The sequence below is a fragment of the Cobetia sp. D5 genome (assembly GCF_035666195.1).
In the GTDB taxonomy this organism is placed as follows: Bacteria; Pseudomonadota; Gammaproteobacteria; order Pseudomonadales; family Halomonadaceae; genus Cobetia; species Cobetia amphilecti.
Window position 1 is genome coordinate 2,035,327 of sequence record NZ_CP142020.1, and the last position, 14,911, is coordinate 2,050,237.

Annotated in this window: 13 protein-coding genes; 4 read left to right on the forward strand and 9 right to left on the reverse strand. The window is 62.2% G+C overall.

The features are described from left to right. The first annotated feature begins 257 nt into the window (after nt 1-257). Together U0O11_RS08495 and U0O11_RS08500 are read left to right on the forward strand one after the other, a co-directional pair. Nucleotides 258-2,840 (forward strand): TRAP transporter permease, encoded by a 2,583-nt coding sequence (locus tag U0O11_RS08495; protein WP_324692439.1) that lies wholly within the window; start codon nt 258-260, stop codon nt 2,838-2,840. Between the two features lie 395 nt (nt 2,841-3,235). After that, nucleotides 3,236-4,642 carry a PhoH family protein gene (locus tag U0O11_RS08500; protein WP_324692440.1) on the forward strand — a complete coding sequence of 469 codons (1,407 nt, stop codon included), beginning with the start codon at nt 3,236-3,238 and terminating at the stop codon, nt 4,640-4,642. 189 nt (nt 4,643-4,831) lie between these two features. On the opposite strand, the gene U0O11_RS08505 is transcribed toward U0O11_RS08500, so the two are convergent. Then, nucleotides 4,832-5,797 carry a DNA-binding protein gene (locus U0O11_RS08505; protein WP_248378283.1) on the reverse strand — a complete coding sequence of 322 codons (966 nt, stop codon included), beginning with the start codon at nt 5,795-5,797 and terminating at the stop codon, nt 4,832-4,834. A 477-nt stretch (nt 5,798-6,274) separates the two neighbouring features. Here U0O11_RS08505 and U0O11_RS08510 point away from each other — a divergent pair, with 477 nt between their 5' ends. Then, nucleotides 6,275-7,537, forward strand: coding sequence for a tyrosine-type recombinase/integrase (locus U0O11_RS08510; RefSeq protein ID WP_324692441.1), 1,263 nt, complete (start codon nt 6,275-6,277; stop codon nt 7,535-7,537). A gap of 111 nt (nt 7,538-7,648) precedes the next feature. Further along, nucleotides 7,649-8,080: a SufE family protein gene (locus U0O11_RS08515; RefSeq protein ID WP_054556665.1), complete on the forward strand. Its 432-nt coding sequence runs from the start codon at nt 7,649-7,651 to the stop codon at nt 8,078-8,080. 195 nt (nt 8,081-8,275) lie between these two features. Here U0O11_RS08515 and U0O11_RS08520 read toward each other — a convergent pair whose 3' ends face one another. The 8 genes from U0O11_RS08520 to U0O11_RS08555 form a co-directional block, all read right to left on the reverse strand. After that, nucleotides 8,276-9,010, reverse strand: a complete 735-nt coding sequence (locus U0O11_RS08520) for an RES family NAD+ phosphorylase (protein WP_324692442.1) — start codon at nt 9,008-9,010, stop codon at nt 8,276-8,278. Continuing rightward, nucleotides 9,007-9,408, reverse strand: coding sequence for an MbcA/ParS/Xre antitoxin family protein (locus U0O11_RS08525; protein WP_052384668.1), 402 nt, complete (start codon nt 9,406-9,408; stop codon nt 9,007-9,009). Before U0O11_RS08525 ends, U0O11_RS08520 begins: the two co-directional genes overlap by 4 nt. 149 nt (nt 9,409-9,557) lie before the next feature. Then, nucleotides 9,558-9,839 (reverse strand): membrane protein insertion efficiency factor YidD, encoded by a 282-nt coding sequence (yidD, locus tag U0O11_RS08530; RefSeq protein ID WP_324692443.1) that lies wholly within the window; start codon nt 9,837-9,839, stop codon nt 9,558-9,560. Between the two features lie 37 nt (nt 9,840-9,876). Next, entirely contained in the window at nt 9,877-10,323 is a 447-nt protein-coding gene (hisI, locus tag U0O11_RS08535; protein ID WP_043334240.1) for a phosphoribosyl-AMP cyclohydrolase, read from the reverse strand. A gap of 96 nt (nt 10,324-10,419) precedes the next feature. Next, nucleotides 10,420-11,244, reverse strand: coding sequence for a metal ABC transporter permease (locus tag U0O11_RS08540; RefSeq protein WP_043334239.1), 825 nt, complete (start codon nt 11,242-11,244; stop codon nt 10,420-10,422). Between the two features lie 78 nt (nt 11,245-11,322). Next, on the reverse strand, nt 11,323-12,153 hold the full coding sequence (locus tag U0O11_RS08545) for a metal ABC transporter ATP-binding protein (protein WP_082388762.1): 831 nt from the start codon (nt 12,151-12,153) through the stop codon (nt 11,323-11,325). 112 nt (nt 12,154-12,265) lie between these two features. Then, nucleotides 12,266-13,438, reverse strand: a complete 1,173-nt coding sequence (locus U0O11_RS08550; protein ID WP_324692444.1) for a metal ABC transporter solute-binding protein, Zn/Mn family — start codon at nt 13,436-13,438, stop codon at nt 12,266-12,268. 76 nt (nt 13,439-13,514) lie between these two features. Beyond that, nucleotides 13,515-14,852 carry a dihydroorotase gene (locus U0O11_RS08555; protein ID WP_107334788.1) on the reverse strand — a complete coding sequence of 446 codons (1,338 nt, stop codon included), beginning with the start codon at nt 14,850-14,852 and terminating at the stop codon, nt 13,515-13,517. Nucleotides 14,853-14,911: the final 59 nt, after the last annotated feature.

Consider the following 14,911-nt stretch of genomic DNA (forward strand, 5'->3'; position numbering starts at 1 on the left):
GGCGTGACGGCAGCCGCAGCATGGACAAGCGTGACCAGGCAAGGTCTCACGCTCGTCACGAGCCTAGCTCACTACCCGTTCAGGACATCGTTCAGGAAATTTACGCCCTGATCGGGTGAATCAATGGAAACATCTGTCAGGCCGGACATACTGAAGACGTAACCAGCTTGATAAGCATGTGGTTGAGCAGGGCCTTCTGGTCGAGCAAGAAGGTGACCTGTCAGCCATCGCCTGACTCGCGTACCGGATCACAAAAAATGACCAAAACCCAAACTGCAGCAACGTCTCAGGCGCCAGACGCCGAGACGCATCATGATGCTGAAGTCCTCGAGATGCTGGAGTCGGAAACCGGCGGCCGTCATCCCGTGGGCTTCGTGGGCCGCCACTTCATGTGGCTGATTCCACTGGCATGGTCGTTGTTTCAGCTTTACCACGCCTCGCCGCTGTCACTGCTCAATTCCGACACCGCGCGCGCCGTGCATCTCTGTTTTGCCATCTCGCTGGCCTTCGTAGCGTACCCGGCCTACAAGGGTGCACCGGCCAACCGCATTCCCCTCTATGACTGGGCCCTGGCGATCTTCGCCGTGGCGGGTGTCGCCTATGTGCTGATCTTCAGTGATGAACTGGCACGTCGCGCTGGCGCCTATACCACCGTGGATCTGGTGTTCTCGGGGATCGGCCTGGTCCTGCTGCTGGAAGCCACGCGTCGCGCACTCGGGCCGCCCCTTGCGGTCGTCGCCAGCGTCTTTCTGCTCTACAGCCTGTTCGGCGCCTACATGCCCGACGTCATCGCACATGCCGGGGCCAGTCTCAACAAGCTGCTCGGCCACCAGTGGCTGACCACGGAAGGGGTGTTCGGGGTCGCGCTCGGCGTTTCCACCGACTTCGTGTTCCTGTTCGTGCTGTTCGGTGCCTTGCTGGAACGTGCTGGCGCCGGCAACTACTTCATCCGCATGGCCTTCTCCATGCTCGGCCACATGCGGGGCGGACCGGCCAAGGCCGCCGTCGTCGCCTCTGGTCTGTCCGGCATCATCTCCGGCTCCTCCATCGCCAACGTCGTCACCACCGGCACCTTCACCATCCCGCTGATGAAGAAGGTCGGCTTCCCGGCCACCAAGGCGGGCGCCGTGGAAGTGGCCGCGTCCACCAATGGCCAGCTGACGCCGCCGATCATGGGCGCCGCGGCCTTCCTGATGGTCGAATACGTCGGCATTCCTTACCTTGACGTCATCAAGCATGCCTTGCTGCCGGCATTGATCTCCTACATCGCCCTGATCTACATCGTGCACCTGGAAGCGTGCAAGGCCGGCATGGAAGGCCTCAAGCGCACCCAGAAGACCAGCATGATCGCGACTCTGCTAACCTTCCTGACCGTCTTCATCGGCATGGGCATACTCACGCTGGTCGTCTACTACGGCATCGGCTGGATCAAGACCCTGGCGGGGGATGGCGCAGTCTGGATCGTGTTGCCGCTGCTGCTGGCCTCCTATGTGGCACTGATCGCCTATTCGGCACGCTTCCCGGAACTTGGGGAAGGCGACATCGATGAACTGCCGCCGGTCGGCCCGACCGTCAAGGTCGGCCTCTACTTCCTGCTGCCGGTCGTGGTGCTGGTGTGGTGCCTGACGGTCGAGCGCATGTCACCGGGACTGTCGGCCTTCTGGGCCGTGCTGTTCATGATCTTCATCACCGTGACCCAGCGTCCGCTGGTGGCCATCTTCCGCAAGGAAGGCAATGTCGGCGGCGCCGCGCAACGCGGTGGCGAAGACCTCTTCCATGGCCTGGTGATCGGCGCCAAGAACATGATCGGCATCGGCGTGGCCACCGCGGCGGCAGGTATCGTCGTGGGCACCGTGACCCTGACCGGGCTGGGCCTCAAGATGACCGCCTTCGTCGAGTTCATCTCGGCCGGCAACCTGATGCTGATCCTGCTCTTCACCGCCGTGATCAGCCTGATTCTGGGCATGGGCCTGCCGACGACCGCCAACTACATCGTCGTCTCGACGCTGATGGCACCGGTCATCGTCAATCTGGGCGCGGAAAACGGCCTGATCGTGCCGCTGATCGCCGTGCACCTGTTCGTGTTCTACTTCGGGATATTGGCCGATGACACGCCACCGGTGGGGCTAGCCGCCTTCGCGGCGGCCGCGATCGCCAAGGCAGACCCGATCAAGACCGGTATCCAGGGTTTCACCTACGATATCCGCACCGCGATCCTGCCGTTCATGTTCATCTTCAATACCAACCTGTTGCTGATGAACATCGACAGCTACTGGCACCTGGCGATCACGGTGGCCTCGGCCGTCGCGGCAATGCTGGTCTTCGCGGCGGCGACGCAAGGCTACTGGCTGACGCGCACGCGCTGGTACGAGACCATCGGTCTGCTGCTGATCACCTTCACGCTGTTCCGTCCGGGCTACTGGTGGGACATGATCTATCCGCCCACCACCATGGCCGCGCCGCAGCAGATCGAGGCGCTGATCGCCGAAGCGCCGGTGGACAGCAAGCTGCCGATTCACGTCTCGGGCATCAATCTGGATGGCGACGAGGTCTCCAAGACCGTGTTGCTGCCGGTCTCTGACGCCGAGAGTGGCGAAGCCCGTCTGACCGATGTCGGCCTGACGCTGGATATCAGCGACGAGCAGGTGCTGGTCAGCATGATCGAGTACGGCAGCGTGGCACAGCAGGCCGGCATCGATTTCGACTACACCATCGATGGCATCCAGCAGACGGCTGAGCGTCCGCCGAAGGAAATCGCCATGCTGCCGGCACTGGCATTGCTGTGGCTGATCGGCTTCCTGCAGGTGCGTCGACGTCGTCAGCAACCCGCCGTTGCCTGACGCCCAAGCGCTATCCGCGCGACAAGATAGCGTTTGAGCACCAACCCTCACGGCGGATGCCGTGAGGGGATAAACAAAAGCCGCCCCCGAGATGCTCGGTGGGCGGCTTTTTCATGCCTGCGGCGCTGACTTATGCCTGCGGCGCTGACTTATACCTGAGGCGCTGACTTTGCGTGCGGCGCGACTGGCTCTCTCTGCTGCCAGGTGGCGCTGCTCAGCATGATGCTGTCAGGCATCAGGCAAGAGGGCATTTCATGAGGGAGCAACAGTATGCGCCTGCCTTGCGTGACCTGTCTGCAAGGCTAGCGTGAAATATGAACGCGTTTTTGCAACACGATCGACATATTCATCATGCTAGCTTCAAGGGGCACACTCCAACGGAAGGCATGTCGCCAATGGTAAGAGTCGAGAAGCAGTCCCGTCGTCTGTACGTCCTCGATACCAACGTGCTGATTCACGACCCCTCAGCCCTGTTCCAGTTTGACGAGCATGATGTCGTCATTCCGATGACGGTGCTGGAGGAGCTGGACAAGCACAAGAATGGCAACAAGGAGATTGCCCATACCGCCCGCCAGATCAGCCGTACGCTGTCCGATCTCACCGCGGATGTCACACCTCAGGAAATCCTGCGTGGAATTCAGCTCCCGCCTTCCATGAATGGCGCGGGCAACCTTCACTTCCTCTCCGGCCATGTCGATCAGAGCGACGCCTGTGCCGACAATCGTATTCTCGCCGAGACTCGCAGCCTGTCTGCACGCTGTCAGGACGCCTCGGTCATCCTGGTGACCAAGGATATCAACCTACGCATCAAGGCCGCCGCCCTGGGCATGGCGGTGGAAGACTATCTGACGGATCGCGCCTTCACCGACAGCGACGCCATGATCGAGGGCGTCAAGCTCTTTCATGAGGCCGGCCACGACGGCCAGGGCGTCTGGGACGACATGCAGGTCGATGTCACCGTCACACGCGAGCACCATCGCACCTTCTATGAACTGTCAGGCCAGATGCCCAAGGACTGGTACCCGGGCATGTTGATCGCGGATTGCGATGGGGATGATGGCGCCAGCTTCGAGGCCATCGTGCGCGAGCTGGAGCACGACTATGCACGCCTGGAAGTGCTGCAGAACTATCGCAACGAGCGCAGCGCCTGGGGGGTGAATGCCCATGACAGTCGCCAGAACTTCGCCCTCAATCTGCTGATGGACGACAGCGTCGACATGGTGTCGATCGCGGGCAGTGCAGGCACCGGCAAGACCTACATGACGCTGGCTGCCGCGTTCGAGCAGACACTGGAGAAGAAGCGTTTCGAACGCATCATCTTCACCCGCGCGCCGATCGCGATGGGCGAAGAGATCGGCTTTCTGCCCGGCACCGAAGAAGAGAAGATGTCGCCGTGGATGGGGGCCTTCCACGACAACATGGACAACCTGCTGCGCAAGGAGGGAGAAGGCACCAGCGCCTGGAACGAGGAGGCCACGCGCGCCTGGATCGGCAATCGCGTCCAGATTCGCTCCCCGTCCTTCATGCGTGGCCGCACGCTGAGCGATACTTTCCTGATCATCGATGAAGCCCAGAACCTGACACCCAAGCAGCTCAAGGGGCTGCTGACACGGGCGGGCGCCAACACCAAGGTGGTACTGCTGGGCAATGTGGGCCAGATAGACACTCCCTATCTGACCGCCAACACCTGCGGCCTTGCGGTGGCAGTGCAGCGCTTCAGCTCGTGGCCGCATGCCAGTCACGTGACACTCAAGTGCGTCGAGCGCTCACGTCTGGCGCTGGTCGCGGAAGAGCTGCTGTGAGATGTTCGCCACACCTTCGACAACCTGATAGTCACCCGATGGCGTCGCCATCACGACACTGACGGTTTTGATATCTCAACAGCACTGACAAAAAACGCCGCCCATCAGGGCGGCGTTTTTGTGTGCATTGCGTCATGTCAGTCATGGAGATCACGCCGCAAGTGCGTGGCGATCACTCGACAAGGGCTTTCAGCATACGAAGGGCGGCAAGGGCGCAAAGGCCAGGCGTTCCTTGAGCAGCTTGTTCTCGTGCGTCAGCTGCCCGAGCTGGGCCTCCAGGCGTGAGTATTCCGCCGAGGAGTGCTCCAGCTGCGCACGCATGTCCTTGAGCTCCGTCTCGCGCTGCTGGCGAGCCGAGGTTTCCTCAAAGCGGCGACGTTCTTCTTCCTGCAGCTGCTTGCGTTGCTCGGCTGCCTGGGCATCGAGACGCTCGACGCGCTTCTCGAGCTGCTCCTGACGGCGCCGATGCTGCTTGTCGAGCTCGCTCTTCTCGAGGCGCGCATCATCCAGCATCTTCATCAGGCGCGTTTCACTGGCTTCATGACGCGCCTCTTCCTGCGCGAGGCGTTCCTTCCACTCGCTTTCCTGCGCCTGAATCGCCTGCTGATGACGCTCATGGTCCACTTCGCGCGTGCGCTCCATGGCCGCGATATCTTCCTGGGCCAGGGTCAGACGCTTTTCGAGCTTGTCCTGCAGCTGCTGCCAATGTTCCTGCTCGTTGGTCAGCGTCGCCAGGGCCTGCACACGCTCTTCAAGGCGCGCCTGCACCTGGGCCAATTGCTCTGACAGGGCGCTGAGGCGCTGTTCGGCATCTTCCGCGCGGCGCTGTGCCTGCGCTTCGGCCTCACGCGCCTCGACGGTCTGCTTGTCCGCTTCCTGGCGATAGTGCACCAGGCTTTCATTGGCCAGTGACTGCGCCTCCTTCCAGACCGTGGCCAGGGTCTCGGTGAGACTGTCAGGCATGGCCTGGCTCAGCGGTTCGTCACGTTTCTCGGCGCGCCGCTGGCGCCAGTCACGCAGGTGATCGCTGATGGTGGTGAAGCTGCCGGTCCCCAGCACTTCACGAATCTTCTGCACGCTCGGGGCCTCGCCCCGTGCCATCAGTGACTCGATGGCTCGTTGTACATCCTCGTACTGGACGCCAGTGCGCGCCATGGGAATCTCCGTCCGTAGTCCGTCATTGATACGTCGTCAGTCGTTGCTGCTTGACCGCCATTACGCCACGAAGCGCGGCCAACTACCACTCTCCAGCACGCACTCTCGTACACGTAAAGGCAGCGGATGGGCCATGCCATCTGGCGAGAGCAACACCGTGGATGCCGCTCGCCTTCCTCTGCCGTCAGCCTGTCATCAGCATGGCGCCCATCTTAGCGATGTTTTCTGACAAGATAAAGATAATTACATATTACGTAATACGTAATTTACGATACAGCAAGGATGATAAATTCATGATTACGCGCCTTATCTTGAATTATCATGGCCGTAACGTCACAATCAGCCCCGAGGACAGGCCAAGCCTGGTCAGAACAGGGAAGGACAGAGCAGGAAAGGGGCGCCACAGAGCGGCGCACGCCTGATATGACGCGCCAGACGGGCGATATACGGCCAAGATTCTGCAACGGGAGTTGATCCGTGGAAGAAAGCACGCATGACGGCATCACCGCGCTGGTCGGGCATCTGGAGGGCGAGCTATCCAGAGTGCAGCGGCATGCCCAGCTGACGGCCGCTGACGATCGCTCATTAATTCGCGCCCGCACGGATGTCGAAGCTGTGGCCGCCTGGCTCAATGAATACCGGCACAGTGCTCAGACGTTGCGTGCCTATCGCAAGGAGGCGGAGCGCCTATTGCTATGGCTCAAGGCCGAGGGAGAGCAGGGCAGAGAATCCGCTCTGGCCAGTCTGGATCGCGAACGCCTCGAGCACTTCGAGACGTTTCTGGCCGATCCTCAGCCTGCAGAGGTCTGGATTGGCAGCGTGCGCGCCCGCAAGCATCCGCAGTGGCGACCCTTTCGCGGCCCGCTGGCCCCCGCCAGCCGCCGTCAGAGCCTGGTGATTCTGCAGGGCATGTATGCCTGGCTGATCGAGGCCGGCTACCTGTCACGCAACCCGTTCCGCCTGATGCGCGACAAGCGCCGCATGGACAACCGCACGCTGCGCATCGAACGCTATCTCGAGCGCCCCTTGTGGGACTGGCTGTGGTGGCGTATCGAAGCGCATTGCGAGGAGCTGACACCGGTCGGTGCTTCACCTGAGGATGGGGTGTCCCGCGAGCGCTTCGTGGCCGAGCGCCAGCGCTTTCTGTTCGCATTCGCCTATCTGATGGCGCCACGCATCGCGGAGATGGCCGCCGCAAGGATGGGCGATATCGTCAAGCGGGAAGGCCAGTGGTGGTGGCGCGTGATAGGCAAGGGCGCCAAGCTGGCCGAGATTCCGTTGCCGCCGCCGATGCTCGAGGCGCTGGTCCGCTGGCGACGCCTGCGCGGACTCGGTGATCTGCCGCAGGCGCTGCCCGCCGATGAGTCGCTGCCGCTGCTGGCGCGCCTGGATGGCACGACACCGCTCGGCGACAACCAGCTCTACCGCTTGATCAAGCAGACTTTTGCCCAAGCTGCTAACGACATGCGACAGCGAATCCAGAGCCCCGGCGACGCCAGTGAACTGATGGCACGCACCCTCGATCAGGCAAGCCCTCACTGGCTGCGCCACACCGCGATCACCCATCAGGCACAGGCCGGGGTAGAGCTGCGCTTTCTGTCGCGCTCCGCCAGACACTCGCGACTGGATACGACATCGCGCTACCTGCACGCCGAGGACAGCGAGTGGCAACAGCAGATGGCCAGGCATTCTCTGGCGACGTCAGGCCATCCGCCCAAGGCGCCAGAACACGACCCATGAGCGCTGCCACCACGCTCAGACCCCAAGGCGCCGTGCGTCAGGCAAGGTCAGGCGTTATCATGGCGACAGCGTATCTTCAGACACTTTGCAGTGACATCATCGGGAGTCAGCATGAGCGACGCGCAACAAGCGCAGGCGGAACTGGTCGAGGAATTCAGCTTCTTCGACAACTGGATGGACCGCTATCAGTACATCATCGACATGGGCAAGGCGCTGCCGGAATACCCGGAAGCGCTGAAAGGCCCTGAGACCAAGATCGACGGCTGCCAGTCCAACGTCTGGATTCATCCTGAAGTGCGTGGCGAAGGCAGCGAGCAGCGCCTGCATTTCCAGGCGACCTCGGACGCCGCCATCGTGGCAGGCTTGATCGCCGTGGTGCTGCGCATCTACAACGACCGGACGCCGCAGGAAATCGTCGCCACCCAGCCGACCTTCCTCAATGAGCTCGGCCTCGACAAGCACCTGTCACCGACGCGCTCCAATGGTCTGCATGCGATGCTCAAGCGTATCTACGGTGTGGCCGAGCTGCACGCCAACGCCTGAGGCCTGGCGCTTTAGCTCTGATGCTTTAGTTCTGATGCTTCAGGTCTGGGCCGACACGAGTAACGCAAGACGCCCGCCATTCCAGTCTCGAGATTTCGAGCGGAATGGCGGGCGTCTTTTTTGGGCTTTTCTCAAGAATTTCTCAGGGCTTTCTCAGGGCTTTCTCAGGTCGTTCGGCAGGGCGTCTGCACACCCTCAGCGATGCTCGCGCACCTCCAGCACATGGGTCATGGCCTGATGCTGACCATCCCAGACATAGCGCAGGTGTGGCCCCTGAATGGGGATGCTGACCGCCGGCGGACGCAGAATGGCAGCGCACTCAGCGCTTGCATCCACCTGAGCGTGGCGCACGCTGGGGTAGAGAAGGCCAAAGCTGCCAGCTTCTCGCAACCTGGCGGCAAAGGCCTGGCCGGCAGGGTAGCTGGCCATGTCTGGCTGGCAAAGGGCGTCATGGCCCTTGCGAATGTCATGCAGTGGCTGCGTCACGCGATTGACGTAACTGCGCATGGTCATTTCCTGACTGGGCTGCGCGGTATCGGCCAGAAAGCGCGCCATGTGGAAGCGGGTCTCGCTGATCGCGGTATCCAGCGTACTGGCGCAGTAATAGACCCCGAAACTGCCATCGGTGAAGCGCGAGGCGCGCCCGATGTGTGTGAAGGCGGCCATCACCGGCGTGGAACCCGGCCCACTGATGCGGTCTTGCGGTGCGACGCGACTCAGCTCGCCGGCTTCTTCGCGCAGGCGATCATTGGTCAGCGCCTCGATGGCAAACGCCATCTCCAGCTCATCAGGCTCGAGAATATCCTCGAATACCGAAATGGGCGGAAAGGCGCTGGAGATCACGCGCCAGGCGTTCTGCCAGTCCGGCAGCGTCAGCGCGGGCAGGGCGGCGTCATCGACATGCTTGCCTTCGCTCGTCCATTCGCTCATCCACGCACTCCGTCGAGATAGCGGCGAGTGTCGGCCAGCGAGACCACCTGACCGGCCAGCATGTAGTCCAGCGCACTCTGGCCATTGAAGGGCGCCGCACGATTGGGACGACGTACCCATTCATGGGCCATCTCGGGCGTATTGCTGAACAGGATGCGCAGGGCCTTGTGGATCCCCATCACGTAGGAGATACGCTCCAGGGTGTCGTTGGGCAGGCGCACTTCCGGCAGCTTGCGATACTTGTGATAGGTGGTGGTGCCGATGCCCCCCAACAGCACGCGCTGATCCGCCGCGCTGCACTGCCACTTCTCCATGATGTTGAAGAAGGACTTGAGGGCGACACGGCCCGCACTGGGGCTGGTCGGGGACACACGATCGAGGGCGGCTGCGGTGGACATGACATTCTCCTGCTGACTGACGATGGCGTCACAGCTGACGCCATACACATGTGAATGATAACACATAAACACTTCACATACGTACAGCCAGCCGCAAGACTCCGCCGCTCGCAGGGCACTCGACCCAGTCACTCACAAGGCGTATGCCCTCAAGGCCTGGGCGCGTCGTCCTGATCATGCGCATCGCAGCAGCTGGCAGACGAGGCGTGATCCTTGCGCGGTGGCACAGGGTCCACGCCACCCGGCCCGCCCAGCGGGTGGCAGCGCGACAGACGCCTGGCCGTGAGCCAACCCCCCTTGAGGGGCCCATGCACTTTGATGGCCTCCAGTCCGTAACTGGAGCAGGAAGGATAGAAGCGACAGCGCGGCCCCAGAAGCGGGCTGAGCACCAGCTGATAGCCGCGCAGCAAGCCGGTCAGCAGGCGCGTCATGACCAACGTCACGCCGCGCCTGAGGGAGTGGCGACGTTCAGGCGTTGCCATACAGGGTGTTCGGATCGATGATCGGGGCATCGGTAATCTCGGCACCTTCAGCATCCAGGCGCCAGTAGAAGCAGCTCTTGCGCCCGGTATGGCAGGCAGGACCTGTCTGATCGACCTTGACCAGCAGGGTATCGCCATCGCAATCCAGATGCGTACTGACCAGCTTCTGCTGTTGGCCCGAGCTCTCGCCCTTGCGCCATAGCTTGCTGCGCGAGCGTGAGAAGTAGCACACGCGACCGGTGGAGAGCGTCTCGCGCAGGGCTTCGGCGTTCATCCACGCCATCATCAATACCTCGCCGCTGTCATGCTGTTGCGCGATGGCGGGAATCAGCCCGTCGCCATTCCAGGGCAAGGCGGCGATCAGCGCTTCAAGCGCGACCTTCTCGCCGATATCGGCATTCTCCAGCGACTTGAGCAGTCCATCCTGTGCCATTGAGGGTGTTTCCTTGCAGAGTCCATATCGAAGCCCCTCAAGCGTCATGTAACGCCGGCAGGGGCTCACGCAGTATTCAGTGTCACAAGCCGCGAATCAGCGACGCAGTCCGCCACGGGCGCTGCGCCAGATGAGCGACAGCAGGTAGGCGACACCAGCCACCAGCACGATGGTCGCGCCGGCCGGCAGATCGAACTGCCAGGAGAGCGCCAGGCCGCCGGTGGTGAAGGCCATGGCCGCCAGACTCGCGATAACGATCATCATACCCAGTGAGCGAGCATGATGGCCGGCAAGCGCGGCAGGCAAGGACAACAAGGCCAGCACCATGATCAAGCCCACTGCCTGCAGCAGCAGCACGACGGTGATCGCCACCATCACCAGCAGCAGCAGGTAGAGGGTCTTGACCGGCACGCCCCGCAGACGCGCGAACTCTTCATCGAAGATCACCGCAGTCAGCGGGCGATGCACCAGCAGCAACACCAGCGCCAGACCTCCCACCATCCAGGCCAGAGTGCCGATGGCATCCGCGGGCACCAGCAACAGATTGCCGAACAGATAGCTCATCAGATCGACCTTGTAACCCGGGGTCTGACTGATGAACAGGATGCCGGTGGCCATGCCGATGGCCCACAGCGCACCGATGACGGTGTCTTCCTGATCAAAGCCCTTGAGACTGATGTAACCGATCAGCAGGGCGGCAAGAATGGCACTGATGAAGGCGCCGACCAGCGGGCTTGCGCCCATGAAGTAGGCGATCCCCATGCCTGCAAGCACGGTATGGGCGATACCCCCGGCCAGATAGCCGATGCGGCGTACCACGACATAGGGGCCGACCAGACCAGCCGCAAGACTGGCCAGCAGACCGGCGAAGAGGGCGTTCTGGAGAAAATCCTGGCTGCCCAGGGCGGTGATGAAATTCATGTAATGTAAGCCTAGAGCGCAGAGCGGGCGACGTGAAGGAAGTGAAACAGGCCAGACGGACAGTCACCGGCCGTGACATCAGTGATGGTGATGGATCATCTGGACGTTTTCACCATAGAGCCGCTCGATCGATTCAGCGGTGAGCGTCTCGGTGTCATGGACGATCATCTTGCGGTTGAGGCAGGCGACCCGATCGACGTAATCGCTGATGAAACCGAGATCGTGACTGATCACCACCACGCTCATGCGATTGGCCAGCCGATTGAACAGCTCGAACAGGGAGCGCTCGCCATCGCTGTCGACACTCGCGGTGGGCTCATCCAGCAGCAGCAACTGAGGCTCGGCCGCCAGGGCGCGGGCAATCAGCACACGCTGCAGCTGACCGCCGGAGAGGGCATCGATATGCCGACGGCGCAGATGACTGATGCCGACTTCCTCCAGCACCGCACCGATCGCCTCACGGTCCGCGCGTGGCCAGGGGCCCCACTGGCGACGACGCCCCTGGCGCCCCATCAGCACGACATCTTCCACGCGGATGGGGAAGCGCTTCACGAAGTTGGCAAACTGCGGCACATAACCGATATGGCGCGCGGCGGCCTTGGGCGTGCGCCCCAGTACCCGGACACAGCCGGCCGCCGGCTTGTGAAGACCGAGTATCAGCTTGAGCAGCGTGCTCTTGCCGCCACCGTTGGGCCCGATCAGTCCCACTATCTCGCGCGCGCCGACCTGAAAGTCGACATCGTCGAGAATGACCTGCTCGCCATACCGGAAAGTCACGCCGCGAATATCAATGGCATCCGGTGCATCTGCCGGCACCGGGCGAAAGACCGGTCCGACACTGCGCCCGGTGGCTGACGCCTCCGGATGGCTGTCCGTGCGCGGGCGCGCGACGGAGATGGGGCTGACCATGACGTAAGGTACCTCGTTGCAACGCAGACGGGCGCATGAGCGCCCGTCTGACTTTTCGATGGGGCAGGGCATTGTGCAAGATCAGGCGATATGCGCAATACCCGGCCGGCAATTACTGGCTGTCAGTCAACTCGAAACCCGCCTTCAGCGCTTCGGTGGCATGCTTCAGGTTGTCGAGATAGTCCTCTGCCAGTGGGTCCAGTACGGCCACTTCGGCCTCCAGGGAGCTGGCGATCCGCTTGGCCGCCGTCTGGGAGAACTGCCCGGAGACGAAGATGGTGCCGATATTCTCATCCTTGGCACGCGTGATCAGGGAGGCCATCTCGCGCGGCGTGGGCTCACGGCCACTGACTTCAATGGCATGCTGCTCGAGCGAGTAGCGGTCCGCGAAGTAGCCGAAGCTGGGATGGAAGATCAGGAAATTGCGGCCCTTGTAGGGGGCCAGCGTCTGAGCGATCTGCTCATCCAGCTCGCTCAGGGTCTTGAGGAGACGCTGCTCATTGGCATCGATCTCGCTGGCATGCTGCGGCAGGCGTGCCTCGAGCACCTCGGCGGCACGCTCGACGACGGTCTGCATGCGCTGCGGGTCCAGCCAGAGGTGGGGGTCGGCTTCGCCGAGGTCCTCATCCTCGTCATGCTGGGCACCATGCTCTTGATGATCCGCGAGCTCAGCGTGGTGCTCGTCGTGACCTTCATGCTCCTCATGATGTTCTTCGTGGGCCTCATGATCAGCATGCTCGTCGTGATGTTCTTCGTGACCTTCGTGCGCGCCGTGGTGCTCATCATGCTCTTGCTCATGAGCATGCGCTTCATCATGACCGTGTTCATGCGCCTCACCACTGCCGAAGTGGCGTGTGTTGAGCCCCTCTTCCAGGTGCACGACCTGCATCTCGGCGTTGTTCTTCACCAGGCGCGGCAACCACACCTGTTCGAAGGGCACACCGATGGCGAGATAGAGCGGGACCGTCGACAGCTCGGCCACCTGGCGCGGGGTCGGATCGTAGGCGTGCGGGCTGTCGCCCGGCTTGACCAGCGTGGTGATCTCGACATGCTCACCGGCCAGCTGATCGACCATCCACGCGACGGGCGGCACGCTGACAGCTACATGCAGAGGGGCGCTGTCCTGGGCGTGGGCGGCAGGCGTCGCGAACGCGGCAAGCGCGCCCAGCACACTCAGCGGCAGGGCACGCGCAGCCCGCGGACCCAGCGTGCGCTGGACCCGGGACAGCAGCTTTTCACACAACACTTGGCGAGACGCCAGGGGAGAGCCCGCATGCATACTCATGACACCACTTCCTTTGCTAGTGATCACGGCATGATGCAGGCAAGGCGTGCCGAGAACCGGCACGCCAGGACCGCCATCAGCCGCGGTTGAACGAGAGTCGCTGGCCGTTGGCCACCGGATTGACAGTCTTGCCGTCATAGGCTTTCACGCCGTTGACGAAGGTCGCATCGATACGCGCCTTGAAGGTCACGCCATCGAAGGGGCTCCAGCCACACTTGTAGAGCACATTGTCACGCGTGACGCTGGTCTCGCCATTGAGGTCGACCAGCACCAGGTCAGCGAAGGCCCCTTCACGGATGTAGCCGCGATCGACGATGGAGAAGCGATCCGCCACGTTGTGGCTGGTCTTCTGCACCAGAGTCGCCAGGTCATAGATGCCATCCTGAACCTGGTCGAGCAGTGACAGCAGGGCATGCTGCACCAGCGGCAGGCCGGAAGGCGCCTTGAAGTACGGGTTCTGCTTCTCTTCCCAGGTATGCGGTGCGTGATCGGTGGCGATGATGTCGATACGGCCATCCATCACGGCAGCGCGCAGGGCGGCGCGGTCTTCGGCGGTCTTCACTGCTGGGTTGCACTTGATCAGGCTGCCGCGGGTGTCGTAATCGGCGTCGCTGAACCACAGGTGGTGCGCGCAGACTTCGGCGGTGATCTGCTTGCCCTTCATCGGGCCGGCCTTGAACAGCGCCATTTCCTCGGCGGTGGTCAGGTGCAGGACATGCAGCTGGGTACCGTTGCGGGTCGCCAGGTCGATCGCCAGACGCGAGCTCTTGATGCAGGCTTCGCGCGAGCGGATCAGGCCGTGTTCGGAGAAGGGCACGTCTTCCCCGAAACGCTCACGCCAGCGCGCCTCGTTCTCGAGAATCATCGGCGTGTCTTCGCAATGCGTGACGATGGGCGTCGGTGCATGCTTGAAGATGCCTTCGAGAATCTCCGGATCATCGACCAGCATGTTGCCGGTAGAGGCGCCCATGAAGATCTTGATGCCGCAGGTCTGGTTCGGATCCAGCGTCTTGATCGCTTCCAGGTTGTCGTTGCTGGCACCCAGATAGAAGGCGTGGTTGGCATGGGCACGACCGGCCGCCACGGCAAACTTGGCTTCCAGTGCATCGCTGTCCAGGGTCGCCGGTTTGACGTTGGGCATGTCGAAGAAGGTGGTGATCCCCCCGGCCACGGCAGCAGCAGACTCGGTGGCGATGTTGCCCTTGGCGGTCAGGCCCGGCTCACGGAAGTGCACCTGATCATCGATCATGCCCGGCAGCAGATGGCGGCCAGCGGCATCAATCACTTCACGTGCATCAAGGTGAGACAGGTCGCTGCCGATGGCGTGAATACGCCCGTCCTTGATGCCCACATCCTGAGTGGAAATGGTGCCTTCGTTGACGACTTGCGCCTGTGAGATGCGGATGTCCAGCATGTGACGTCCTCCGTGGGAAGCAAATGTTATATCGTATCAAAAGCGCTCGCAAGCGCCGT

Coding starts and splice junctions, on each gene's coding strand:
- U0O11_RS08495 (WP_324692439.1), top strand. CDS start 258: ATGACCAAAACCCAAACTGCAGCAACGTCTCAGGCGCCAGACGCCGAG.
- U0O11_RS08500 (WP_324692440.1), top strand. CDS start 3,236: ATGGTAAGAGTCGAGAAGCAGTCCCGTCGTCTGTACGTCCTCGATACC.
- U0O11_RS08505 (WP_248378283.1), bottom strand. CDS start 5,797: ATGGCGCGCACTGGCGTCCAGTACGAGGATGTACAACGAGCCATCGAG.
- U0O11_RS08515 (WP_054556665.1), top strand. CDS start 7,649: ATGAGCGACGCGCAACAAGCGCAGGCGGAACTGGTCGAGGAATTCAGC.
- U0O11_RS08520 (WP_324692442.1), bottom strand. CDS start 9,010: ATGAGCGAATGGACGAGCGAAGGCAAGCATGTCGATGACGCCGCCCTG.
- U0O11_RS08525 (WP_052384668.1), bottom strand. CDS start 9,408: ATGTCCACCGCAGCCGCCCTCGATCGTGTGTCCCCGACCAGCCCCAGT.
- yidD (WP_324692443.1), bottom strand. CDS start 9,839: ATGACGCGCCTGCTGACCGGCTTGCTGCGCGGCTATCAGCTGGTGCTC.
- hisI (WP_043334240.1), bottom strand. CDS start 10,323: ATGGCACAGGATGGACTGCTCAAGTCGCTGGAGAATGCCGATATCGGC.
- U0O11_RS08540 (WP_043334239.1), bottom strand. CDS start 11,244: ATGAATTTCATCACCGCCCTGGGCAGCCAGGATTTTCTCCAGAACGCC.
- U0O11_RS08545 (WP_082388762.1), bottom strand. CDS start 12,153: ATGGTCAGCCCCATCTCCGTCGCGCGCCCGCGCACGGACAGCCATCCG.
- U0O11_RS08550 (WP_324692444.1), bottom strand. CDS start 13,438: ATGAGTATGCATGCGGGCTCTCCCCTGGCGTCTCGCCAAGTGTTGTGT.
- U0O11_RS08555 (WP_107334788.1), bottom strand. CDS start 14,852: ATGCTGGACATCCGCATCTCACAGGCGCAAGTCGTCAACGAAGGCACC.